Origin of the sequence: Agromyces sp. GXQ0307, from assembly GCF_044769845.1 — a bacterium.
In the GTDB taxonomy this organism is placed as follows: Bacteria; Actinomycetota; Actinomycetes; order Actinomycetales; family Microbacteriaceae; genus Agromyces.
In genome coordinates, this window is sequence record NZ_JBIZVY010000005.1 from 58,167 (window position 1) to 82,192 (window position 24,026).

Consider the following 24,026-nt stretch of genomic DNA (forward strand, 5'->3'; position numbering starts at 1 on the left):
CGCCCGGAGCGCGGCGCCCGGAACGCGCACGCGTCGCGTCGGCGCGGCCCGCTTGCCCGAGGAGGAATCCGACCCTGCCCCCGCGGATGCCCCGGCCCATCCGACCGGCGCGGGGCCCCGCCAGCACACTTGACGCATGATCGGCGAGATCGACGATGCGATCCGTGCCCTCGTGCGACGGTCGGAGGGGATCGCCGCGGACATCGAGGTCGCGCTCGACGCGCCGACGAAGGAGTGGGCGGCCCGCCGCAACGCTCCGACCGTGGACCTCTTCCTCTACGACATCCGCGAGGACACGCGTCGCCGCGAGCACGGCTTCACCGAGGTGCGCGACGAGCACGGCGTCGTCACGAGCCGCGTCCCCGCCCCGCGGTTCTTCAAGCTCTCCTACCTCGTGACCGCGTGGACGCAGCGACCCGACGACGAGCACCGCCTCCTCGATGCGCTGCTGCGCTGCTTCCTGCAGTACGACGCCGTGCCCGACTCGTTCGTGGTGGACACCCTCGCCGAGACCGGCCTGCCGTGCTCGATCAACGTGGCCCTGCCGCCGCCGGAGGATCGTGCGTTCGCCGATGTCTGGTCGTCGCTCGGCGGCGAACTCAAGCCGTCGCTCGACGTGGTGATCACCGCACCGATGACACGCGGCATCTCGTACCCCGTCGGCCCGCCGGTCGATCGCGTCGAGACGCGCATCAGCGCCGAATCGATCGGCGCCGGCGACCAGGTCGGCACGCGGCCGCGGGTCGGCACGGGCGATGCCCGCGCGAGGAGCTGACATGATCTCCGACCCCGGCATCGTGCACCTGCTGGGTCGGGTCGGCGTCATCGAGGACCGGATCCGGCGGCTGGTGGCGGCTCGGCGCGCGGTCGACCCGCAGCCCGACGACCCGTTCCGCGGCCTGTACCTCAGCGACGAGATGGTCGACCGGCTGCTGGCGGGGGCACCGGGGGTGCCCGACTGGTCGGATGCCTCGGCTCGCCTCGCCGAGACGGAGCAGGCGGCCGACCTCGCCGAGGCCGCCGGGCACCAGCTGCGGCTCCGACGCCTGTCGCAGGCGTTCGGCCTCGGTCCGATCGACGAGGACCTGCTCGTGATCGCGCTGGCGGCCGACCTCGACCCGAGGTTCGAGCGCTTCTTCGGGTACCTCAACGACGACGTGGGGCGTCGTCGGCCGTCGTTCGCGCTCGCGCTCGAGCTCTGCGGGGTGCCGCTCACGTCGGCGGCCGACCGGGCACGGCTCATCTCCGGGCCGCTCGTCTCCGGCGGCCTCGTGGTCGTCGAGGACGACGAGCGGCCGTTGCCCGGCCGGGCGGTGCGGGTCCCCGATCGGGTCGTCGGCCACCTGCTGGGCGACGACGGCCCGGACCGTGCCCTCGAGGGCGTCGTCCGCGATGCGTCGTCGGTCGAGTGGGGCGACCCGAGCCGTGTGGCGGCTGCGCTCGCGGCCGGCATCCGCCTCATCCACCTGCGCGAGCCGGCCACCGGCTCGGGCGAGGCCGTCGCCCATCGCGGCCTGCGGGCGCAGGGGCTCGGCGCGCTCTTCCTCGACCTCTCCCGCCTCGGCGGCGAGCAGGAGGCGATCCCGCTCGCCCACGCTGCCGTCCGCGAGGTGCGGTTGCGCGGCTCCGGCCTCATCGTCGGGCCGCTCACCGAGGCGACGCCCGCCGCGCTCGTCGAGGTGCTCGCCGACTCGCCCCAGCCGACGGTGTTCGTCGGCGACTCGAGCTGGAACCCGTCGTGGTGGCGCGAGCTGCCCGCGATGATCGACGTCGAACCGACGACGGTCGACGACCGCGCGCGGCTGTGGCGCGACTTCCTCGGGCCCGCCGCCGAGTCGATCGACGTCGCCGAGGTCACCGGGCAGTTCCGGCTCCGCCCCGAGCAGGTGCAGCGCGCCGCCCGTACGGCGCGGACGCAGGCGACGGTCTCCCGAAGCGGCACGCTCACGGCGGGCGACCTCGCCGCCGGTGCGCGGGCGGAGAACGCGTCGGCGCTCGACCGGCTCGCCCGCCGCGTCGATCCGCGCGTCGGCTGGGACGACCTCGTGCTCCCGGCGGCGCCGCTGAACGCGCTCCACGAGATCGAGCTGCGCGCACGGCACCGGGAACAGGTGCTGGGCGACTGGGGCATGCGGCCGGGCGGCGGTCGGGGCCACGGCGTGGTCGCCCTCTTCGCCGGGGACTCCGGCACGGGCAAGACGATGTCGGCCGAGGTGGTCGCCGGCGGGCTCGGGCTCGATCTCTACGTGATCGACCTGTCGACGGTCATCGACAAGTACATCGGCGAGACCGAGAAGAACCTCGAACGGATCTTCCGCGCCGCGACGGGCACCAACGCGGTGCTGTTGTTCGACGAGGCCGACGCCGTCTTCGGCAAGCGGAGCGATGTGAAGGACGCGCACGACCGGTACGCCAACGTCGAGAGCGCCTACCTCCTGCAGCGCATGGAGACGTTCGACGGCCTCGCGATCCTCGCGACGAACCTCCGGGCGAACATCGACGAGGCGTTCACACGCCGTCTCGACGTCATCGTCGACTTCCCGATGCCCGACGCCGCGCACCGGTCGAGGCTCTGGGACCGCAGCCTCGGCGGCCGGCTGGGCCGCGACGACGACATCGACCTCGAGTTCCTGGGGCAGTCGTTCGAACTCGCGGGCGGCGCCATCCGTTCTGCCGCGATCACCGCCGCGTACCTCGCCGCGGCCGAGCACGGCACGGTGCGGATGAAGCACCTCATCGTCGCCGTGCATCGCGAGTACCGAAAGCTCGGCCGGCTCGTCGTCGAGCGGGAGTTCGGCCGCTACTGGGCCGAGGTGGGCAGCGGATGACGCGCCTCGCGCGCCGGCCGGAGGCGAGGCCGATCGGGTGCATCCGGGTGCCCGAAGGGGCAGACCTCGCCCGGCGGCGGCGTTGCGGCGGTGCAATGGAAGTCGGCGATCGTGGAGGTGGACCATGCACGCACACGACTGGGACCCCGCCGAGCCGGCGGCGGGCCGCAAGCCGGAGACCGCGCGCGAGGCATCGGTCGCGACGGACGGGGCCGGGCTCGCCGCGCGGCGCACCGACGCGATCGGACCCGCCGGGCTGCTGCGACTGCAGCGCGACGCCGGCAACGGTGCGGTCAGCGACCTCGTCGAGGAGGGGCGCTCACCCGTCCACGACGTGATCTCGTCGGGCGGCTCCTCGCTCGACCCCGGGGTGCGCGCCGACATGGAGCAACGCCTCGGCGCCGACTTCGGCGATGTCAAGGTGCACACGGATGCCCCGGCGCACGAATCCGCGCGGTCGGTGAACGCGCACGCGTACACCGTCGGGTCGCACGTGGTGTTCCAACGGGACGCCTACGATCCGTCGACGACGGCGGGGCGGACCACGATCGCGCACGAGCTCACGCACGTCGTGCAGCAGCGCTCGGGCCCGGTCGACGGGGCGCCGGCCGGCGGCGGAATCAGCGTGAGCGATCCGGGCGACCGGTTCGAACGCGCGGCGGCCGACAACGCGGCGCGCGTGATGGGCGAACCGGCGCCGGTGCAGCGGCAGGCTGATGACTCCGGCTCGAGCCCGTCGACCGTGCAGCGCCAGGGCGAGGAGGAGGAAGAACCCGTGCAGGGTCTCTTCATGCAGCGGCAGGCCGAGGAGGAGCCGGAGGAGGAAGCGGCGACCTGAGCCGCGATCGGCCATGGTTCGGACCACCGCACCGCCCCGACCGACGCCCGATCCCTGACCGGAGCCGACGTCGATGACGCTCGCCGCGGAGACGACACGCGATCGACCGCCCGCCGATCGGCGCCCAGCAGGCGGCATCCGCTCGGCGACGACCACCGCGCTCGCCGCAGCCCGCCGGAGCCTCGATCCCGGCGCGGCGGCCCGGTCGCCCGGCGCGGAGTCGATCCTCGCGCTGCAGCGTGCGGCGGGCAACGCCGCGGTCAGCGCCCTCGTCGCCGCGAAGTGGCGGCGGCCCGGCGGCGACGCGATCGTCGAGATCGACGGGGCGCTCGTCGAGCTGCGGCGCGACGAACCAGACATCGACCGGGTCGAACGGGGGCTCAAACGGGCGAAGGCGGTCGGGATCCCCGTCGATCTCGAGGGTCTCAAGCCGCCGGCGTCGGCGCTCGCGGTGCGCATCACCGGCTTCGGTCCGGGATCGGTGCCGGCGAAGAAGCCGGTCCCGCCGCCGAAGCCCGTGCCGGCGAAGTCACCGCTCGGGAAGGCCGCGGCGAAGCGCGCGGCGGTCAAGCCCGGGCCGGCCGCGGCGGCCCCGCGAGCCGCGGCCGGGGGTGGCGGGCCGGCGCCCGCTCCGGCACCGCAGCCGCTGACGGCCGACAAGCTGCTCCTCCCGCCGGTGCCGCCCACCGGTGTCGCGCCGACGAAGGACCCGGCCTTCGCGCGGGTCGCGGGCGGGGTGAAGACCTTCGGGGCGGCGAAGCGCGCCCATCCGCCCGCCGCGTCGAAGGCGAAGGAGGCGCAGGACGCCGCCGTCGCCCCGAGCGACGACCTCGCCGGCCAGGCCAAGGCCGCGAAGGCCGACTCGATGGACGCCCAGCAGCCGGGCACCTTCGACAAGAAAGCGTTCATCGCGGCCGTCAAGTCCGCGATCGAGGCGAAGTCGCCGAAGACACTGAAGGAGGCCGACGACTACGCCAAGTCGGGCAAGGCGGGCGAGGTCAAGGGCCAGGTGAAGGGGCTCGTCGGACAGGGTACGGAGGGCGCGGCGCACGACATCGAAACGGCCACGGCGGCGCCGCCCGACCAGTCGAAGGCCGTGCCGAAGCCCGTCACGCCGATGGCGGCTGAGAACCCGGGGCAGGTCGCGCAGATCCCCGCGGCGGGAGCCGTGCCGAAGCCGGCGCCGGCGGAACAGCTCAACCTCGAGGCGGGCAAGCGCGAGGTCGACCAGGAGATGGTCGAGGCGAACGTCACCGACGAGCAGCTCGCGACGTCGGGCGAGCCCGAGTTCGAGGGTGCGCTCGCCGAGAAGCGGACGGCGGCGGCGCACGCGGACTCCGCCCCGGGCGAGTACCGGGCCGTGGAGCAGGCGACCATCGCCCAGGGCACGGCCCAGGCCGGCGCGGCGACCGCGGCCGGCGTGCAGGGCATGCAGGCGACGAAGGCGGCGACGCTCGCCAAGCTCGTCGCCGACAAGGGCCGCACGAAGACGAAGGACGAGCAACGGCGGGCCGAGGTGACCGCGAAGATCCAGGGCATCTTCAGCGCCACCGAGACCGACGTGAAGAAGATCCTCGACGGCATCGACCCGAAGGTCGAGGCGGAGTTCGAGCGGGGCGAGGCCGCCGCGAGGGCGCGCTTCGAGTCGTACGTCGCGGCGAAGATGTCGGCCTACAAGCGAGACCGGTACTGCGGATGGCTCGGGGGCCTGCGCTGGGCGAAGGACAAGCTCTTCGGCATGCCCGACAAGGTCAACGAGTTCTACGTCGCCGGCCGCGAACTCTACCTGGCGCAGATGGACGGCGTGATCGATCGGGTCGCGAACCTCGTCGGCGGAGCCCTGACCGCGGCGAAGCAGCGCATCGCGAAGGGTCGCGGCGAGATCGCCTCGTATGTGAAGTCGCTGCCGAAGGACCTGCAGCGGGTCGGCTCGGACGCCGCCAAGGAGATCGGCGACCGCTTCGACCAGCTCGAGAGCGACGTGAAGGACAAGGAGAACGACGTCGTCCAGACCCTCGCGACGAAGTACGTCGAGGCGCGCAAGGGACTCGACGAGCGCATCGAGGCGCTCCAGGCCGAGAACCGGGGGCTCGTCGACAAGGCGATCGGTGCGATCAAGGCCGTCATCAACACCATCCGCCAGCTGGCCGCGATGCTGCGGAGCGCGCTCGCCCGGGCCGCGAGCGTGATCGGCGACATCGTCGGCGACCCGGTCGGCTTCCTCGGCAACCTCATCAGCGGCATCAAGGGCGGCATCGACAAGTTCTTCGCGAACATCACCACCCACCTCAAGAAGGGCCTCCTGGGTTGGCTATTCGGCCAGCTCGGCGACGCCGGCATCGAGATCCCCGACACGTTCGACCTGAAGGGCGTCGTGAAGCTGCTCGCCTCGGTGTTCGGGCTCACCTGGGCGAACATCCGCAACCGGCTCGTGCGGCAGATCGGCGAAACGGCGATGGCGGCGGTCGAACGCGGCGTCGAGATCTTCCAGGTCATCAAGGACCAGGGCATCGCCGGACTCTGGGACAAGCTCGTCGAGAAGGTCGGCGACATCAAGGCGATGATCGTCGACCAGATCCAGGACTTCGTGGTCACGAAGATCATCACCGCGGGCATCACGTGGCTGATCAGCCTGTTGAACCCGGCCGCCGCGTTCATCAAGGCGTGCAAGCTGATCTACGACGTCGTAATGTTCTTCGTGAACAACGCCGCACGCATCGCCCGGTTCGTGAACACCGTCATCGACGGCGTCGTCGACATCGCGAAGGGCCGGGTCGGCGTCGTGGTCGACAAGGTCGAGAACGCGCTCGGGCAGATGGTGCCGATCCTCATCGGCTTCATCGCGAGCGTGCTCGGCATCGGCGGTATCGGCGAGAAGATCCGCTCGATCATCCAGGCCATCCAGCGACCGATCAACCGGGCGCTCGACGTCCTCATCAAGACTGGGCTCAAGGTCGCCGGGCCGATCATCCGCGGCATCACGGGCATCAGCACGAAGGTCAAGGCGAAGGTCGCCGCGGGCAAGGTGTGGGTGAAGGGCAAGGCCGAGGCCGGGAAGGTCTGGGCGAAGGGGAAGGTCGCCGGCGCAGGCGAAGCGCTCAGGCGGCTCAGGGACCGGATGCTCGGAATCACCTTCCGGGAGACGTTCGACGTCGACGGCGAGCGGCACTCCGTCTACTCGAAGAAGGGTGCACCGGAGGTGCTCTATACGGCGTCCACTCCGCAGCCCAGCGCCCAGGCGGCCCCCACTCCGACGGTGAAGGACCTGGATCGTCGATACCGGGCCACGATCGACGAGTACGTCGTGACCGTCAGGCAACTCGACGATTCGCCTCGTGACGCGGCCGCCAAGGCTCGAGCGGAGCGCCTCAAGGACCAAGCCGACCAGCTCTTCCGACAACTCGTGGACGCGACCCGGCTCTTCGTCACGACGACCGGCCGCAAGAGCCGAGGAGAGCCGGTCGGCAGTGCTCCGGGAATCGGGACCACCGGATTCCACGGGGCCAAACCCTCGAGCAACCGCAGCGGACATCGCCTGCACTGGACGGAATCCGAGCACATCATCCCGTTCGCCGTCGGGAAGTCGGTCTGGGCGGCGCTCCGCCAGTACATGCCGTGGCGCGGATCGCGAGCTGACAACCGGCAGACGACGATCATGATCTACGAGCGAGCCGCTCGCATCAAGACGCCCGCGGATAACGCGATGAGCTACACGATCAAGACTCTGCTCGTCGACTCGGGGATCGTCGAGCGCATCCAGCGGGGACGCATCTCGGGCCAGGTCGGCCTCACCGACCACGACGCCACGGACGCGCTCGCCCGGATCGAGGGCGCGGTCGAGACAGCACGCAAGGACGCCGTCGCACGCACCGTCGATGCCATCGCGGCGGAGAATCAGATGAAGGAGGGCCGCGCAGTCAAGACGAACGGCGAGCGACGAGGCAACGAGCCACCGAACCCCGGCCCGGCCCAGGTCGACGCGGCATCCAGGACGCAGTACGACAACATCATCGACCTCGTGCGTGAAGAGGTCATGCACGAGGCGTCAGTGAAGGCCAAGGCCGAGCGGCTCGGGCTCACGCGTGCGGGCCGCAGACGCTGATCGGCGGCGGCGGCCGGGGTCGACCTGCCCGATCGCGCACCCACCACTACCCACCCGCACGCACCGACAGACTGCACGTCGAGGCACGCGCGCGCGGACGCTGGAACCACGTGATCCAGCGAAGGAGCCTCCGATGCCCACCTACCTCTCTCCCGGTGTGTACGTGCAGGAGATCGAGGCCGGCACCCGGCCGATCGAGGGCGTCGGCACCGCGGTCGCCGCGTTCATCGGCCTCGCGCCGAAGGGCCCCGAGAATGCGCCCACCCTCGTGTCCAACTGGACCCAGTACGTCGAGAAGTTCGGCGGCTTGGTCGAGGGTGCGTACCTGGCCTACGCCGTCTACGGCTACTTCCTGAACGGGGGCGGCAACTGCTACGTCGTGCGGATCGGCGCCGGTTCGGGCGACGGCGGCGGCAAGGGTCGCAAGGGCTCCCAGAAGCAGCTCCCGGCCGGGCCGCAGACCGCGAAGATCGGCAACTACGTCTTCACCGCGAAGAACGCCTCGCCGAACGCCAAGCCCGTCAAGGTCGAGGTGAGCGACACCGAGGCCGACGGGGCCGAGGAGGGCAGCTTCAAGATCGCCGTGACCGTCGAGGGCCGCTCGCCCGAGGTGTACGACGGCGTGTCGGCGAGCCCCGCGAGCCCGAACTTCGTCGTGACGAAGCTCGCGGAGTCGAAGGCGGTCGTCGTCGAGGAGGCCGATGCGGCGGCCGGCGCCATCCGCCCGCAGAACGGCACCTTCGACCTCGAGGTGCCCGAGCCGGAGGAGCAGCCCGTCGTGCACGAGGGGCTCGCCGCCTCGGACTACATCGGCGACTCGGCCGACCGCACCGGCTTCAGCGGCCTCGAGGAGGTCGAGGAGGTCACGATGGTCGCCATCCCCGACCTGATGGCCGCCTTCCAGCAGGGCGCGATCGACCTGAAGACGGTGAAGGCCGTGCAGCTCGCGGTCATCGCCCACTGCGAGCTCATGGGCGACCGCATGGCGATCCTCGACCCGCCGCCGGAGCTGTCGGCGCAGGGCGTCGTCGAGTGGCGACGCAACGACGCCGGCTACGACTCGAAGTTCGCGGCGCTCTACTACCCGTGGTTCACGGTGCTCGATCCCGCGACCGGGACGAACCGCTATGTCCCGCCGTCGGGCCACATCGCCGGGCTCTGGGCACGCAACGACAGCGAGCGCGGGGTGCACAAGGCGCCGGCGAACGAGGTCGTCCGCGGGGCCGTCGAACTGCAGACGCAGCTCACCCGCACCGAGCAGGAACTGCTGAACCCCATCGGCGTGAACGCGATCCGCAGCTTCCCCGGCCGCGGCATCCGGGTCTGGGGTGCACGCACGCTCTCGAGCGACTCCGCCTGGCGGTACGTCAACATCCGGCGGCTGTTCAACTACCTCGAGAAGTCGATCCTCAACGCCACGCAGTTCGCGGTGTTCGAGCCGAACGACCCGGCGCTCTGGGGCAAGCTCACCCGCTCCATCTCGGCGTTCCTGATCGGCGAGTGGCGCAAGGGCGCGCTCTTCGGTCGCACGCCCGACGAGGCGTTCTTCGTCAAGTGCGACGACGAGACCAACCCAGCCGACGTCATCGACTCGGGCCAGGTCGTCTGCCAGATCGGCGTCGCGCCCGTGAAGCCGGCGGAGTTCGTCGTCTTCCAGCTGTCGCAGTTCTCGGGCGGCACGAGCCTCGTGACCGAGTGACCGCGGAAGCGACCAGGATCACCACCCCACCCGGACCACCATCCGACCGAACCGAACCCAGGAGCACGCCATGGCACTCGCCGATTCCTTCGATTCCTCACCGGCCTACGCCTTCAAGGTCACCATCGACGGCATCGAGATCCCGAAGGTCACCGAGGTCACCGGCCTCAAGAACGAGGTCGACAAGATCGAGCTGAAGCAGCAGCTCGCCGACGGCAAGTACGTGGCCCGCCAGCTGATCGGTCGCGCCAAGACGGGGGAGTTCACCGTCACCCGCGGCCTCACCGAGTCCAAGACGATCAGCGACTGGCTGAAGGTCGTCATGAACGGCGATGTGGCCGGGGCGCGCAAGAACGCCTCGGTCGAACTGCTCGACTACGAGGGCGGCACCCTCAAGAAGTACGAGTTCCGCAACTGCTGGGTGCGTTCGGTCGAGATCAACTCGCTGAAGGCGGGCGCGACCGAGCAGGCGACCGAGAAGTTCACCGTCTGCTTCGACGAGTCCGAGGTGACCTGATGCAGCGGGTCATCGCGACGATGCCGAGCACCGCGGCATCCGGCACCGACGACCCGCAGGCGCCCTCGGGCGCCGCGGGCCGCGGAGCGGCGGATGACGGCGTCATGCGCACCGAGTTCGCGTTCGAGCTCCCGCGCGGATACGTCGGCGCGGACGGCACGGTGCACCGACGCGGGGTGATGCGCCTCGCGACCGCGCGCGACGAACTGCTGCCGCTCTACGACGCCCGCGTGCAGGAGAACGCCGCGTACACGACGGTGGTGCTCCTCGGCCGCGTGATCACGTCGCTCGGCACCCTGCCGTCGGTCGACGGCTCGGTGATCGAGAACATGTTCGCGTCGGACGTCGCGTTCCTGCAGGACTTCTACCGTCGCATCAACGCCGAGGGGCACACCCGGATCGCCGTGACCTGCCCCGAATGCTCGCACCGGTTCACGGCCGACCTCGCGGGTGGGCGCCTGGGGGAATCATGACGTACCCGGCCGACCGCATCCATGAGGAGGTCGCGTACGTCGCCTATCACTTCCACTGGTCGCTCGACGACATCCTCGACATGGAGCACGCGTCGCGCAAGCGCTACGTGCAGGAGATCGCGGCGATCAACACGCGGTTGAACGAGGGCGGTTGAGCCGTGCGGTGGCCGTGGCAGCGAACCGCGCGGACGGGCCCGGCTGCGGCCGACCCGGCGACGACGGATGCCGCGAGCTCCGCGCACCCGTCGGGAGCACCGGATGCCGCGGTGCCGACCCCGGCGCCGGCCGGCTGGGCCTTCCTGCCGCCGCTGCAGCGCGAGGTGGACGCTGCTCCGCCCGCCGTGTTGCGGACAGGGTTCGTCGACGCGCTGCCGACGCGGGTCGTGCCGGCCTCGCTCGGCACCATGGGACACCTGGTCGACGGCCGCGCGCCCGCCGGGACCGTCGCGGTCGACGATGCGGCGCTCGGCGCGCCGATCCAGCGTGCGACGGCGGTCGACCTGCCGCTGCGGCCCGCGCGCCCGGCCGCCGGTGGGCGGTCCGGTCAGCGGTCGGCCCCTGCGGTTCGCGTCCAGCGGGCTGCCGACAGCGAGGTGTCGGCGACCGATGGTCCGACCGAGACCGACGTCGGAGCGGCGACGGATGTCGCGGCGGCGACGGATGTCGCGGGCGCGACCGATGACGTGGAGACGACGGATGCCACGACGCGGGGTGCGACGGCGGAGCCCGGCGACGTCGTGGACGGCACGATGACGCCTGGAAGTACCGACCGCAGCGCTCGACGTGACGGCCCGCCGGTGACGGGCTCAGCCCAGCGGGGTGCCGTCGCGGCCGACCTCCCCGTGCAGCGCACGGCCGGTCCCGGCCCAGAACCCGTCGTCCACGGGCCTTCGAGCAACGAGCAGCCCGCCCCCGATCAGTCATCGGGCGAGCACGCGGCTCCGACGATCGCCTCCCGGTCCTTCGATCGAACAGTGCCGCCGACCGCCGCACCCGCAGCGGCACCCGTCCCCTCATCGGACTCGCGCCGGCCGGGCTTGGGCGCGCCGCTCGCACCCTCCGCGGTGCAACGCCTCGCGGCATCGAGCGAGTCGCCCTCCGCGGCCGAAGCGCTCGGCGCCGGCGCCGACGAAGCGGACCGACCCGCGGAGACGCCCGAGCCGTCCGCCGAGGCGGACGCTCCGCAGGCGTCCGACGGCGGACTCGGAGTCGGACCCGGCACCGAGCCACGCGCGCCCGCGCGCGACGATGCAGTGGCTGAGGGGACACCGCTCGCCGGGGACGCGACGGGCATGGACGTCCCGACCCTCGCCGACCGCGACCTCGCGACGGGCGACTTCGCACCGACCTCGTCGGCCGACTCGGCGGGCACGTCGCACGAGCCGGAGCTGACGATGGCGACGGGGGCACGGCACGCCGACGCGGTCTCTCCGACGCCCGACATCCCCTCAGCCGGGCCGACCGCCGGCCGGACGACGGACGCTCCGACCCTGGCCGCGGGCGCCGGGTCGGGACCCGGCCGCGCCAGCGCTGCGTTCGTCCAACGGCGCACCTCGCTCGACCTCATCGACGGCGGAACGCCGCCGACGGCCATCGCGACGACCTCGCTCACCCCGGCCCGGCGCATCGTGCCCTCGTTGACCGCATCGACCCCGTCATCGCCCGGCGCCCTCGCATCCGGACCGCGCGTCGTCGCGGCGCGTGTGGTCGCGCCGGACGCGGAGCCGTCGGCACCCGTCCAACGCGACCTCCGGCCCGGCGAGGCACCGGGTGCACGCGCGAACCGGGTGGCCGGTCCTCCCGACGGAGCCCGCTCGACGGCTCACCTGCACGCGAGCGACTCGGGTGATGGCGGACCGTCGGTACCGACCCGGTCGTCGGCGTCGATCGGACCCGCCGCTGCCGAGGCATCCGCCGTCTGGGGCCCGCCACCGGACGTGACGGCGCAGCGAACCGTCGCGGGCGCCGCCCATCGCACCGCCGGATCCTCGCCGGCGACGCCGGCGGCCTCGGGTTCGCTCGCGCTGCAGCGCTTCGGCCTGCCGGCGCTGCCGTCGGTGCCCGGTGCGGGCGATCTTCCCGACCTCTCGACGCTCCGCCGACGCGTGCCCGTGATGCCCGACGTGCCCGACGTGCCCGACCTGGCCGACGCCGCCGGCGAGGCGAGGTCGCGCGCCGAGCAGGCCGCGTCCGGTGCGATCGCCTCGGCCCGTGAGGCGGTCCCGAGCGCGTCGGAGCTTCGCGAGCGCGCCGAACAGGCGGCCGGCGAGGCGGGCGGCGCCGCCGCATCGGCGCTCGGCGGTGCCGCGGCCGCCGCGGGCGCCGCACTCGGCGGGGGAGCCGCGGGCCCGGGCGAGGTCGAACAGCTCGTGCGACGCCTCTACGGCCCGCTCATCCGACGCATCAAGACGGAGCTCCTGCTCGATCGCGAGCGCCGAGGCATCCGCATCGATGGGATCTGACCGTCGAACCATCGACGGGACAAAGACGAAGGAGGCGACATGCTCACCGACACCGAGATCGCCGTCGGCGTGCACTACCTCGTGCACCTCGACGAGCACGACCTGGGCGACTTCTCGACCTGCGACGGCCTGGGCGTCGAGGTCGTGCTGGAGTCGCGGGAGGAGGGCGGCGCGAACGGCTTCATCTGGCAGTTCCCGACGCGCCTGAAGTACCCGAACATCAAGCTGTCGCGGCCCGTCAGCAAGGACACGGCCGATGCGGTCGTGAACTGGGTCGTCTCCGCCGTGACCGGGCCGTCGCGCGGCACGGGGCGCATCGAGATCCGCAGCGCCGACAACAAGCCGGTCGCCGCCTACGACCTGCACGACGTGATCCCGGTGCGGTGGACGGGGCCGGCGCTGAACCCCGACCAGCCCAAGGTGCTCACCGAGACCCTCGAGATCGCCCACAACGGCTTCGTCCGCACGGGCTCCACGTACTGAGGGCCGCCGCCATGCCGATCACGACGACCGCATCCGACACGACCAACCTCGTGCACGCCGCCATCGACGTGCACGAGCCGGGCCAGAAGCCCGGCAAGCTCGGCGCCAAGATCACCACGATCGACTTCCAGCTGAACCCGAAGGAGCTGACCGTCACGAAGTCGGCGAAGTGGGAGAGCAAGAGCCAGAAGAAGTCGGCCTCGGCGCCGCCGACGACGTACCAGGGCCCCGACCCGCAGAAGATGAGCGTGGAGATGTACTTCGACGAGACCCGGCAGCGCGACGGGAGCGTCGTCAAGCGCGTGGAGGCGCTGTTCGAGGCCTGCACGCCCACGAGCGCCTCGGTCGACGGCAACCGCCCGTCGGCGCCGTGGGTGAAGTTCCGCTGGGGCGTGCTCACGGGCTTCGTCGGGTACATCAAGAGCGTCGCTGCGAAGTACACGCTCTTCTCGCCCGACGGCACGCCGCTGCGCGCGGTGTGCACGGTCGCACTCGAGGAGCTCGCGAACGAGCCGTCGAAGCAGAACCCGACCTCGGGCGGCCTGCAACCGCGGCACTCGCACGTCGTGGGGGCGGGTGATTCGCTCGCGGCGATCGCCTACGCGGAGTACGGCGACCCCGCCCGCTGGCGCGAACTCGCCGAGGTCAACGGGATCGACGATCCCCTGCGACTCCGCCCGGGCACCACCGTGCTGATCCCGACGCTCGAGGAGCTCTCCCACGCGGACGGCCGCGTGGTCGCGAGGAAGGAGATCGCCCGTGCCCTCGTCCGTTGACGCCTACACGAGCCTCATCCTCGTCTCGGTCGGCGGGTCGCCGTTGCCGACCGAGGTCTCGGCGGTGCTCGAGCGCAGTCGGGTGACGGATGCCGCGAACCTGCCCGACTCGTTCGAGCTGGAGTTCGTCGACTCGGCGGGAACGGTGCTGTCGCAGGGCGGCTTCGAGATCGGCGCGAAGGTCGTGATCGACGTCTCGCAGAACGGCGCGGACGGGCAGCGGAAACTCCTCGAGGGCGAGGTGACCGCGCTCGACCGGGAGGACGTCGGCGGGGAGCTCCGCACGAGGGTCCGCGGGCTCGACGCCTCGCACCGGCTCTTCCGGGGGCGGCGCATCGCCGCGTACGTCGACATGTCGACGGCCGACATCGTGCGCAAGGTCGCGGAGCGTGCCGGACTGACAGCCGGCACGATCTCGGGTCCGCCGACGGTGCGGGCGCACACCACGCAGGACAACGCGAGCGACTGGGTGTTCCTGAAGCGACTGGCGGATGACTCGGGCTGCGTGTTCGCCGTCACCGAGGGGCGGCTCGACTTCGGCCCGCCGACGGCCGCGTCGTCGGCCTCGGGCGGGTCGGCAACCGCGGTCGACGACCCCATCGTCATCGAGCACGGGCGCAACACCGTGTACCTGCATTCCACGATCACGAGCGCCGAGCAGGTGCCGGAGGTCGAGGTCCGCGGGTGGGACGTCGCAGCCAAGGAGAAGGTCGTGTCGACCGCGCCGGCGAAGACGGATTCGGCCGAGCTGCCCACGACCGACCCGGTGAAGGTCGCGAACGTGTTCTCGAGCCCGCCGTACGTGAGCGGCGCGGGCACGGGCTCGCAGCAACCGCAGGATCGACTCGCGAAGTCGCTCTCGGCGCGCATCGCCGGCGGGTTCGCGGAGATCGAGGCGCAGATCCTCGGCAACCCCGGGATCCGCTCGGGCACGGCGGTGCGGCTGCAGGGCTTCGGGGCGCCGTTCGACGGGCGGTACGTCGTGACCGAGTCACGCCACGAGTTCACCGCCGAGCAGGGGTACATGACGTCGTTCACGGTGAGCGACGCGTCGGACCGATCGCTCCTCGGGGCGGGCACCAGGCCGGATCGCGGCGCGGCCGCGGCGATGCCGGGCGTGGTGAGCGCGCTCGTCAGCGACGTGCAGGGCGGCGGCGGGGCGGAGGAGGAGGGCCGGGTCAAGCTGACCTTCCCGATCCTCTCGGACGACTACGTGAGCGGATGGGCCCGGGTCGTGCAGGTGGGGGCCGGCGGCGAGCGCGGCTCGATGGTGCTCCCCGAGGTCGGCGACGAGGTGCTCGTGGCCTTCGAGGCGGGCTCCTTCGACCGGCCCGTGGTGGTCGGCGGCCTGTACAACGGCCTCGACCGGCCGCACGGCGGCTGGGCGCCCGCCGTCGAGTCGGGCTCGGTGGTCCGCCGCAGCTTCACGTCGCGCACGGGCATGGTGCTGGAGTTCGTCGAGCGCCCGGGCGAGGAGTTCGTGCGGGTGTCGACGAACGAGGGCAGCCAGCACGTGACCCTCACCCAGACGGCGGACAAGGGCATCCGCATCATCGCCGCCGGACCCGTCGAGGTCACGGCGGAACGCGACGCCACGGTCACCGCGACGGGCGACGTGTCCGTGTCGGGGACGAAGGTCGAGGTCGAGGCGAAGTCCGAGCTGAAGCTGTCGGCGCCGAAGGTCGCGATCGAGGGCGCGACCTCGCTCGACCTGAGCGGCGCGAAGGTCTCGCTCACCGGCACGGCGTCCGCGCAACTGTCGTCCTCCGGGTCGACGGTCGTGTCGGGCAGCCTCGTGAAGATCAACTGAGGGCGGGTCGGAGGTCGGGATGTCGCAGGAGTTCGTCGGGCGGGGCTGGTCGTACCCCGTTCACGCCGACGCGGGCGGACGCATCGCCCTCTCATCCGGCGACCGCGAGATCGAGGAGAGCATCCGCCTGATCCTCGCGACCTCGCCCGGTGAGCGGCCCATGCGGCCGGAGTTCGGCTGCGCCGTGCACGAGTACGTCTTCGCGCCGGCGGATGCCGCGACGGCCGGTGCGGTCGGCGATGCGGTGCGCAGCGCGCTGCGCCAATGGGAGCCCCGGATTGACGTGACGCGGGTCGCGGTCTCGTTCGGTCGTGCCGACGAGGGCCTGCTCCTGATCGACATCGGCTACGCCATCCGCGGCTCCAACGACCCCCGGAACCTCGTCTTCCCGTTCTACGTGATTCCCGAGCGCGCATCGGAGGCGACGTCATGACCCTGCCAGCACCCAATCTCGACGACCGCCGGTTCCAGGATCTCGTCGACGACGCGAAGCGACTCGTCGCGCTGCGCTGCCCCGACTGGTCGGATCACAACGTCTCCGATCCGGGCGTGACACTGATCGAGGCCTTCGCCTTCATGACCGACGAGCTCTTCTACCGCCTGAACCGGGTACCGGACAAGCTCTATATCGCGTTCCTCGACCTGATCGGGATCTCGCTCTACCCGCCGACCCCGGCGACCGCGGATGTCGTCATGTGGCTCGCCGCTCCGCGCAGCGAGACCGTCGTCGTGCCGGCCCGGACCGAGGTCGGCACGCCGCGCAACGAGCAGACCGAGTCCGTGGTGTTCCAGACCACCGACGAGCTGCAGATCCCGCCGCGGAAGCTCGCCCACGTGGGCAGTCGATCGGGCGCGGCGACGACGGTCCGCGACGCGCGGCTCCGGTCCGATCCGATGGAGGCGTTCTCGACGCCGCCGAAGGTCGGCGACGAACTCCTCATCGGGCTGGACCAGCCGGCGCCGGGCCTCGCGATCGGCATCCGGCTCGACTGCGCGGTGCGCGGCGTGGGCGTCGACCCGCTCGACCCGCCCATCGTGTGGGAGTCGTGGAACGGGACGGGATGGTCGGCGTGCGACCTCGTCGTGGATCGGACGGGTGGCCTCAACCAGGCCGGCGAGGTCCGCCTCATCGTCGGACGCGACCACGTGGCATCCGTCATCGGCGACGAGCGCGCCGGATGGATCAGGTGCCGGATCGTCGAGCGCGAGGAGGGCGTGCCGACGTACAAGCAGCCGCCGCTCGTGCGCGAGGCGTCGGCCGACACGGTCGGCGGCGTCGCCGTCGCGCTGCAGGTGCGGACCGTCGACGAGGAGATCCTCGGGCTCTCGGAGGGCGTACCCGGCCAGTCGTTCGCACTCCGGGAGCGGCCCGTCGTGGACGACGGCGACGCGTTCGTCGTCGAGGTCGGCTCGGGGAGCGGATGGCAGGCATGGACGGAGGTCGACTCGTTCGCCGGCTCCGCGGACGGCGACCGGCATGTCGTCGTCGATCGTGCGACGGGCACGGTGTCGTTCCCGCCCGCGGTGCGCGAGCCCGACGGGGGACTTCGCCTCTACGGCGCGGTACCGCCGAAGGGCGCCCCGCTGCGCGTGCCGCGCTACCGCGTCGGCGGCGGACGCGGCGGGAACGTCTCGGCGGGCAGCCTCTCGGTGCTCCGCTCGACGGTGCCGTTCGTCTCGGGCGCGGTGAACCGGAAGGCCGCGCACGACGGCACCGACGGTGAGACCGTCGAGGAGGCGAAGGTGCGCGGACCGCTCGCACTGCGGACGCGGGACCGGGCGGTGACGCTGGGGGACTTCGAACAGCTCGCGAAGCGTGCGGCGCCGGGCGTCGGCCGCACGCAGGCGCTCCCGGTCGATGACGGCGGCGGCGCGGGGGTCCGGCTCCTCGTCGTGCCGACGGTCGCGGTCGGCCCGGACGGGCGGATCGAGTACGCCGACCTCCAGCCCGGACCGGAGCTGCTCGAGGCGATCTCGGACGACCTCGAGACGCGGCGGATCGCCGGAACGCGCCTCGTCATCGAGCCGCCCGAGTACCGCGGCGTGATCGTGGCGGCGCAGATGGTCGCGCGCCCCCGGGTGGCCGTCAAGCGACTGCAGGCCGAGGCGCTCGCGACGCTGTACCGCCACTTCGACCCGATCCGGGGCGGCAACGACGGCAACGGATGGCCGTTCGGCCGGCCGGTGCTCGCGGGCGAGGTCTACGCCGTGCTGCAGTCGCTGCCCGGCGCGGAGCTGGTCGAGGAGGTGCTGCTCTTCGAAGCCGACCCGGTGACGGGCGAGCGCGGCGAACCGGTGCAGCGGATCTCGCTCGGACCGACCTCGCTCGTGCACGGCTTCGGGCACAGCATCCGGGTGACGTCGGGGGTGTGACGATGCGCGGGATCGTGCACGATCGCATCAACCGGCAGCCGCTCGCGAACCCGGTGCCGCTCGGGTCGCGGCTGCCGGGCATCCTCCAGGAGGACCAGTTTCTTATGGAGTGGATCCGGGCGTTCGACGACTCGATCGCGCCGGTCTACGCGGTGCTCGACAGCCTGGACTCCTACGTGCGACCGGCGTACGCCCCGGCCGACTTCCTCGACTGGCTCGCGGGGTGGGTCGAGGTCGCGCTCGATGACGCGTGGTCGGAGGAGCAGCGGCGCTCGATCGTCGCCGGGGCGGCGGCGCTGCACCGTCGCGCGGGTACGCCGGGCGGCATCCGCGAGGCGCTGCGGCTGGCCGCGGGGCCGGACGCCGAGGTCGAGGTCGAGGAGTCGGGCGCGACGGCCTGGTCGCCCACTCCGGGGACGCCGCTGCCCGGCTCCGACGAGGTGCGCCTCGCGATCACGGTCACAGTGCCGACGGGCGACCGGGCCGAACTGGAGCGGCGCTTCGGGCGCGTCGCGGCGGCCGTGGCGCCGGCGCACCTGCCGGTGGCGTTGGTCGTCGTGGTCGCGGGCTGACCGCCACGGCGGCCGCGCGGTCGGGGCGGAACCTGGTCGTGCGTCGCGGGCTCACTCGACGCCCAGTTCGACCCGCATGCGGCGATACCCCTCGGCCGCACGTTCGGCGGCCAGCACGTCGCCGGAGCGGCGCTGCACCTCGACGAGGGTCCGCCACGCCTCGTCGAGCCACGGGTTGATCTCCACCGCCCGCGTCGCGGTCTCGACCGCCGCGCGCGCCGAGCCCAGCCGGAGTTCGAGGTGGGCGAGCGAGGCCGCGGCCTCCGAGGCGCGCAACCGGTAGCGTTCCCGGGCGCCCGTCACCCATTCGGCCGGGCCGTCCTCCGGCAGCACGTCGCCCGTGTAGCGTTCGAGCGCGGCGCGCAGGTCGTGCGCCGTCGACTCCGCATCGCGTCGACGCTTGGCCGCCGCGGCATCCGCCAGGTGGTCCTCGAAGTCGGCGAGGTCGCAGTCGCGACGATCGACGATGCCGAGCCGGTACGCCTCGCCGACGCGCTCGACGATCGAGCTGTCGTCGGCGCGCGGGCGGGGGAGGGCGCGCCGGAGGCTCGACACGCTCACGTGCAGCGCGTGCACCGCCGAGTCGGTGCCGAGATCGCCCCAGAGGATGTCGGCGATGAGCTCGCGGTGCACGGGCGCACCCGAGTTGAGCGCGAGCATCCGGAGGAGTGCGCGCGCCTGCGGCCGCACCCGCCGGAGGTCGATCTCGGCGCCGTCGGCGCGCAGGTGGAAGCCGCCGAAGCACTGCACCGTCAGGCGTGGCAGGTGCGCTGCCGTGCTGCCGACCCATCCGGTGCCGGTCGCGTGCGACTGTCGGGCGACGGCGTCGGCCACGAGCGACGGCAGCCGGGGCAACCCGGTGTCGAGCGCCCGACGGCGCCACGCGGCGCGCATGCCCGCGGACGCGCTCGCGCGCTCCGGAGTCAGGGCCTGCGCGACCTCGAGCAGCGTGCGTGCGGCCTCGGCGCCCGAGGTGCGGATGCAGCCGTCCGCCTCGACGATCAGCTCGCGCGTGCGGGTCGAGCCTGCGGCCGCGGCGGCGAGCGCTCCGCACGACCTCGCCCACGCCGCGACATCCGCCAGGCCGAGCCGGTCGAACCGGTCTGCGACGGCCGTGGTGTCCGCGCTCGTCGCCCGCCCGCGCCGGATCCGCATGACCAGGTCGATCCCCGACACCGTCACTGCCGCCAACGCGTCGCCATCCGCGTCGGCCGACGCGACGATCTCGCGCACCGCTGCGTGCGGCAGGTCGGCGATCGCCGCGATCGCACCCCGACAGGCGCGCGCGAGCCGCGGATCCGCCGATTCGACGCACTCGCGCTCGAGCGTCGCCAACGTGTCGAGCGTGTGGTGACGCGGCGCCAACGGTTCGCGGATGACGAGCAGCGCGAGGCGCGCCGCCCGCGACTGCGACGGGGTTCCGACGTCGACGATGCGCCGGAGGAACGGGATCGCGCCGACGACGTCGCCGCGGCGGAGTCGCGCGAGCGCCGCCTCGAACGGGTCGGCGCCGGGCGTCCGAGTCGATGGGGGTGCCGCCTCCGAAGGGGGTTCGACCTCCGAGGGGGGTGCGAGTGACGTGGGATCCGCAGGGTCGGGTGGCGGTGGGGCCATCATCACCGCTCGGGCACGGCCATCGGCGGCATCGGCGGTCGCGAGCTCGCGGCACGCCGCCAGGTGACGACGGAGCACCGGCGGCAGCACGCGACGGCCGAGGACGACCTCGTGCATCACGGCGCCGGCATCCACCGCGGTGAGCAGTCGCCCCGCAGCGGATGCCCCGAGCACCCGCGCGCACGCGACGAACTCGAGTCGGGGCAGCGCGCCGACCTCCTCGAGGGTCTGCCGCAGGTCGGGTGGCAACGCCTCGACGGCGGTCTCGAGGGTTCCGGCGGCGAAATCGGTCGCGAGGTCCGATTCGACCGTCGCCTCCAACGCGTCCTGGTCGACCCGTCTGGCGCGCTGCGCCAGCAGTTCGACGAGCGCGGGCCAGCCGGCGGTCTCGCGCGCGACGAGCGACGCGCAGCCGAATGCGAGCGGCCTCCCGGCGACCTCGGCGAAACGCATGGCGATCTCGTCGATGCGGAGCGCGAGCTCTGGTGCCGTGATCATCGCGGCGCGTTCGCCCGCCGCGTGGACGATCGCCGGGGGCAACGGCACGCGCGAGGCCAGCACGAGCCGCGGCATCCGTTCTCGACTGCCGATGAGGCTCGCGAGCGCGGTCGCGGCGGGCGTACCGAGCAGGGACTCGACGTCGTCGAGCGCGATGGTCGCCGCGCCGTCGGCCGCGGCATCCGCGATCGACTCCCGCAGCCGTGCGGGGTCGCGCCGGGCGTCGTCGACCGAGACGAGGGCGGTGCGGCCGAGCTCGGATTCGAGCCGTGCGAGGAGCGTGGACTTGCCGGCGCCGACGGGGGCGACGACGAACACGCGGCCGGCGTGCAGACGGGAGGTCAACCGGCCCGGGATCCTCCCCCCGGGCGGCCGCGCGTCGTGTCCCGTGATCACCATGGTGCACTGCCGGTTCCCTCGCCATGCTCCCGCAACGGATCCCCGCTCCGCAATCGCCGCATGGTCGATGTTCCGGATCATTGGTACCGAAGTACCGGCCGGCGCGCATCGGTGCGGTCCCTGAACTCGCGACCGAGGCCGCAGTCGGTCGCATTCGCACGGCGGTCGGGCGACGGATGCCTCGATCCGCCGTCGCTGCGGGCGATAGCATGGCCGCCGGACCCACCTCCCCGCACCCGAACCGGAGCCCCGCCATGAGCGCCCAGACGCCCCCGCCCCTCCCGCCCGCCCCTCCGGCTCCGCCCGCGGTGCCCGCCTCACCCGTGGCTGCCTCCGACGCCCCGACGCTCCCGTACGGGACGGCGCCGCTCGTGGCACCTGCGGCGCCCGGCCCCGTGGCATCCGCATCGTCCGCTCCCGCCTACGGCGCCCCGGCGTACGGCGCGTCCGCGCCGGGAGCCGCGTACGGCGCGGCGCCTGCACCCTGGGTGCCGCCCGTGACGGCCCCGCAGAACGTGCTGGCCTGGGTCGCATTCGGGCTCGGGCTCGGCGCGCTGCTCCTCGGCCCGATCAGCTCGATCGCCGCGATCGTGTGCGGCCACATCGCTCGCGCGCAGATCCGCCGCACCGGCGAACAGGGTGCCGGCGCTGCCCTCACGGGGCTCATCCTCGGCTACGTGCTGACCATCGGAGTCGTCATCGTGGTCGTGCTCTACGTGCTGTTCTTCGTCGCCGTCTTCGCGAGCGCCGCGTACACGTCGGGCGTGCCGTCGAGCCTCTGATCGGGGCCCCGGCCGCCGATTTAACGCACGCGCTGCGAGGTGATATTCTCGTGTGGTTGCCGCGACAGCGGCACCTGCCCCGATAGCTCAGTGGTAGAGCACTTCCATGGTAAGGAAGGGGTCGTCAGTTCAATCCTGACTCGGGGCTCTGGTTCTCCCGGCATCGCCGGGGAAGCCTCGCGGCGGGGTAGCTCAGGTGGTTAGAGCACACGGCTCATAATCGTGGTGTCGCGGGTTCGAGTCCCGCCCTCGCTACAACAGCAGAATCTCGCGGATCTCAGGCCCTTCGGGCCGAACATTGCCCGCTCGTCTCGAATTGCCTGACCACATTTTGACCACATCTGAACGTGATCGGATGTGATCCCGACCGGCGAACGTGATCAACATATGCGAGATCGCGGCTCGCGTGCTCGTCAGTTGAGCGCGCCGAGGGCGCGTGCCGCCGCCTCGTCCAGACGGACTGCGACGGTGTCGAGATCGTCGTCGAAGAGGTCCGAGTAGGTGTCGAGCGTCATCGCTGCCGAAGCGTGCCCCAGCATTCGCTGTACCGCCTTCACGTTGGCGCCGGACGAGACCGCCAAGCTCGCGGCCGTATGCCTGAGGTCATGGATGGTCATCGCCTTCAGCTCCGCGGCCACCAGCGCTCGATCGAACCACGAGTTCTCCCGAACCGTGGGCGTCGTGAGGTGGTTTCCGTACTTGTCCGGGAAGACGAGAGACGTGTCCTCTCGGCTCGTGCATAATTCGGCGAGTGGCTCGGCAAGGAACCCTGGGAAGGGCACGACGCGCCGCTTGTGCGTCTTCGGCGTGCCGACGACGACCTGACCGCCGACGCGCACCGCGTTGACACTGACGGACAGTCGGCGACGGCGTAGATCCACGTCTCCCACGCGAAGACCGCTTACTTCACCCCAACGCAGTCCGGTGTAGGCGAGGAGGCGAATGAGTGGCGCGTGGACGCCAGAGGCTCGTGCAAGACGATCGACCTCGAGGTGTGTCAGGTAGACGTGCTCCTTGCTCACCTTCCGTGGAAGCCCCACGCCGCGCGCAGGATTCGACGGAATGCGCCGATCCTTCACCGCAGCGTCGAGGATTCCGGCGAGTACGCCATAGCACCGGTGGACAAGTGCTGGCGACTTCGGCTTCGACCGTCCCGGCTCGCCGGAACTCAGGCGGGCGACCCAGTTTTGCACATCGCTGTGGCGGACGTCTGCAACCGCGACGCGACCCCAGGTCGGCTCAACATGAAGCCGCCATGCGGACTCCACGACGGCGGTCGATGATGGCTTCAAGTGAGTCTGCGACTTCAGCCACGTGGTACCGAGCGCCGCGATCGTGACCCGAGCGCTGGAAGGATCGATGAAGGTCCCGGCTGCCTTGCCCAGCTCAACGCTGGCCAGAAACAGCTCGGCCTCCTTCTTGGTCATGAACCCGCGCTTCGTCGTCTGCGAGTGATCAGGCTTCCGATAGCGCACTCGGTATCTCTTGCCGGCCGCGCTCGAATACGGTTCAACCGATCCCACGTCTGTAGTCCCCTCCCAACATGCGTCTCCACCCTATGAGCTTCCCGTCGTCGGAGGCATGCACGCGAGCAAGACCCCACAGACGGGGAAGCCTCGATTTGAGCACGGCCCGCATGCACTGGATCGTGCGGCATTGGCATCACCTGGCGGATCACGGACGGGGTACGGCCAGTCGCGCCCAAGCGAGAGTCGACTCGGGGGGGTCTGCTGCACGAATAGGTGACAGGTTGGTTTAGGCCGCGAGGGCCAGGTTGTTGGTCATGATGGTCTCGAACTC

At 71.9% G+C, this 24,026-nt stretch carries 18 protein-coding genes and 2 tRNA genes; 18 read left to right on the forward strand and 2 right to left on the reverse strand.

Features of this window, described 5'->3' with window-relative positions:
- The first annotated feature begins 136 nt into the window (after positions 1 to 136).
- From ACIQH8_RS17115 to ACIQH8_RS17185, 15 genes are all read left to right on the forward strand, one after another.
- On the forward strand, positions 137 to 775 hold the full coding sequence (locus ACIQH8_RS17115) for a DUF4255 domain-containing protein (protein WP_401000928.1): 639 nt from the start codon (positions 137 to 139) through the stop codon (positions 773 to 775).
- Position 776: 1 nt separating this feature from the next.
- Positions 777 to 2,828, forward strand: a complete 2,052-nt coding sequence (locus tag ACIQH8_RS17120) for an ATP-binding protein (RefSeq protein WP_401000930.1) — start codon at positions 777 to 779, stop codon at positions 2,826 to 2,828.
- Between the two features lie 124 nt (positions 2,829 to 2,952).
- Positions 2,953 to 3,666: a DUF4157 domain-containing protein gene (locus ACIQH8_RS17125; protein ID WP_401000932.1), complete on the forward strand. Its 714-nt coding sequence runs from the start codon at positions 2,953 to 2,955 to the stop codon at positions 3,664 to 3,666.
- 73 nt (positions 3,667 to 3,739) lie between these two features.
- Entirely contained in the window at positions 3,740 to 7,768 is a 4,029-nt protein-coding gene (locus tag ACIQH8_RS17130; protein ID WP_401000935.1) for a hypothetical protein, read from the forward strand.
- 133 nt (positions 7,769 to 7,901) lie between these two features.
- Entirely contained in the window at positions 7,902 to 9,467 is a 1,566-nt protein-coding gene (locus ACIQH8_RS17135; protein WP_401000937.1) for a phage tail sheath family protein, read from the forward strand.
- Between the two features lie 70 nt (positions 9,468 to 9,537).
- Positions 9,538 to 9,984, forward strand: a complete 447-nt coding sequence (locus tag ACIQH8_RS17140; RefSeq protein ID WP_401000940.1) for a phage tail protein — start codon at positions 9,538 to 9,540, stop codon at positions 9,982 to 9,984.
- Positions 9,984 to 10,457, forward strand: a complete 474-nt coding sequence (locus ACIQH8_RS17145; RefSeq protein WP_401000943.1) for a hypothetical protein — start codon at positions 9,984 to 9,986, stop codon at positions 10,455 to 10,457. Before ACIQH8_RS17140 ends, ACIQH8_RS17145 begins: the two co-directional genes overlap by 1 nt.
- The gene (locus tag ACIQH8_RS17150) at positions 10,454 to 10,612 is read left to right on the forward strand and encodes a DUF6760 family protein (protein WP_196217003.1); all 159 of its coding nucleotides are present in this window, start codon (positions 10,454 to 10,456) and stop codon (positions 10,610 to 10,612) included. The genes ACIQH8_RS17145 and ACIQH8_RS17150 overlap by 4 nt, the downstream gene beginning before the upstream one ends.
- 3 nt (positions 10,613 to 10,615) lie before the next feature.
- Complete coding sequence (locus ACIQH8_RS17155; RefSeq protein ID WP_401000947.1) at positions 10,616 to 12,919, forward strand: hypothetical protein; 2,304 nt, start codon at positions 10,616 to 10,618, stop codon at positions 12,917 to 12,919.
- Positions 12,920 to 12,958: 39 nt separating this feature from the next.
- Entirely contained in the window at positions 12,959 to 13,402 is a 444-nt protein-coding gene (locus tag ACIQH8_RS17160) for a phage tail protein (protein WP_401000950.1), read from the forward strand.
- 11 nt (positions 13,403 to 13,413) lie between these two features.
- A complete protein-coding gene (locus ACIQH8_RS17165) occupies positions 13,414 to 14,178 on the forward strand; it encodes a LysM peptidoglycan-binding domain-containing protein (RefSeq protein WP_401000953.1) in 765 nt (254 codons plus the stop codon).
- Entirely contained in the window at positions 14,162 to 15,988 is a 1,827-nt protein-coding gene (locus ACIQH8_RS17170) for a VgrG-related protein (protein ID WP_401000955.1), read from the forward strand. Before ACIQH8_RS17165 ends, ACIQH8_RS17170 begins: the two co-directional genes overlap by 17 nt.
- A gap of 19 nt (positions 15,989 to 16,007) precedes the next feature.
- Positions 16,008 to 16,421 (forward strand): GPW/gp25 family protein, encoded by a 414-nt coding sequence (locus ACIQH8_RS17175; RefSeq protein WP_401000957.1) that lies wholly within the window; start codon positions 16,008 to 16,010, stop codon positions 16,419 to 16,421.
- Positions 16,418 to 18,361: a putative baseplate assembly protein gene (locus ACIQH8_RS17180; RefSeq protein ID WP_401000959.1), complete on the forward strand. Its 1,944-nt coding sequence runs from the start codon at positions 16,418 to 16,420 to the stop codon at positions 18,359 to 18,361. The genes ACIQH8_RS17175 and ACIQH8_RS17180 overlap by 4 nt, the downstream gene beginning before the upstream one ends.
- 14 nt (positions 18,362 to 18,375) lie before the next feature.
- Positions 18,376 to 18,933: a phage tail protein gene (locus ACIQH8_RS17185; RefSeq protein WP_401000962.1), complete on the forward strand. Its 558-nt coding sequence runs from the start codon at positions 18,376 to 18,378 to the stop codon at positions 18,931 to 18,933.
- A gap of 51 nt (positions 18,934 to 18,984) precedes the next feature.
- Here the strand turns inward: ACIQH8_RS17185 and ACIQH8_RS17190 are convergent, their stop codons facing one another.
- On the reverse strand, positions 18,985 to 21,390 hold the full coding sequence (locus ACIQH8_RS17190; protein ID WP_401000964.1) for a BTAD domain-containing putative transcriptional regulator: 2,406 nt from the start codon (positions 21,388 to 21,390) through the stop codon (positions 18,985 to 18,987).
- A 377-nt stretch (positions 21,391 to 21,767) separates the two neighbouring features.
- Here ACIQH8_RS17190 and ACIQH8_RS17195 point away from each other — a divergent pair, with 377 nt between their 5' ends.
- The 3 genes from ACIQH8_RS17195 (at position 21,768) to ACIQH8_RS17205 (ending at position 22,481) form a co-directional block, all read left to right on the forward strand.
- Positions 21,768 to 22,226: a DUF4190 domain-containing protein gene (locus ACIQH8_RS17195; protein ID WP_401000966.1), complete on the forward strand. Its 459-nt coding sequence runs from the start codon at positions 21,768 to 21,770 to the stop codon at positions 22,224 to 22,226.
- 76 nt (positions 22,227 to 22,302) lie between these two features.
- Positions 22,303 to 22,374, forward strand: a tRNA-Thr gene (locus tag ACIQH8_RS17200).
- A gap of 33 nt (positions 22,375 to 22,407) precedes the next feature.
- Positions 22,408 to 22,481 (forward strand) — tRNA-Met (locus ACIQH8_RS17205).
- Positions 22,482 to 22,639: 158 nt separating this feature from the next.
- Here ACIQH8_RS17205 and ACIQH8_RS17210 read toward each other — a convergent pair.
- On the reverse strand, positions 22,640 to 23,749 hold the full coding sequence (locus ACIQH8_RS17210; protein WP_401000969.1) for a tyrosine-type recombinase/integrase: 1,110 nt from the start codon (positions 23,747 to 23,749) through the stop codon (positions 22,640 to 22,642).
- Between the last annotated feature and the right edge of the window lie 277 nt (positions 23,750 to 24,026).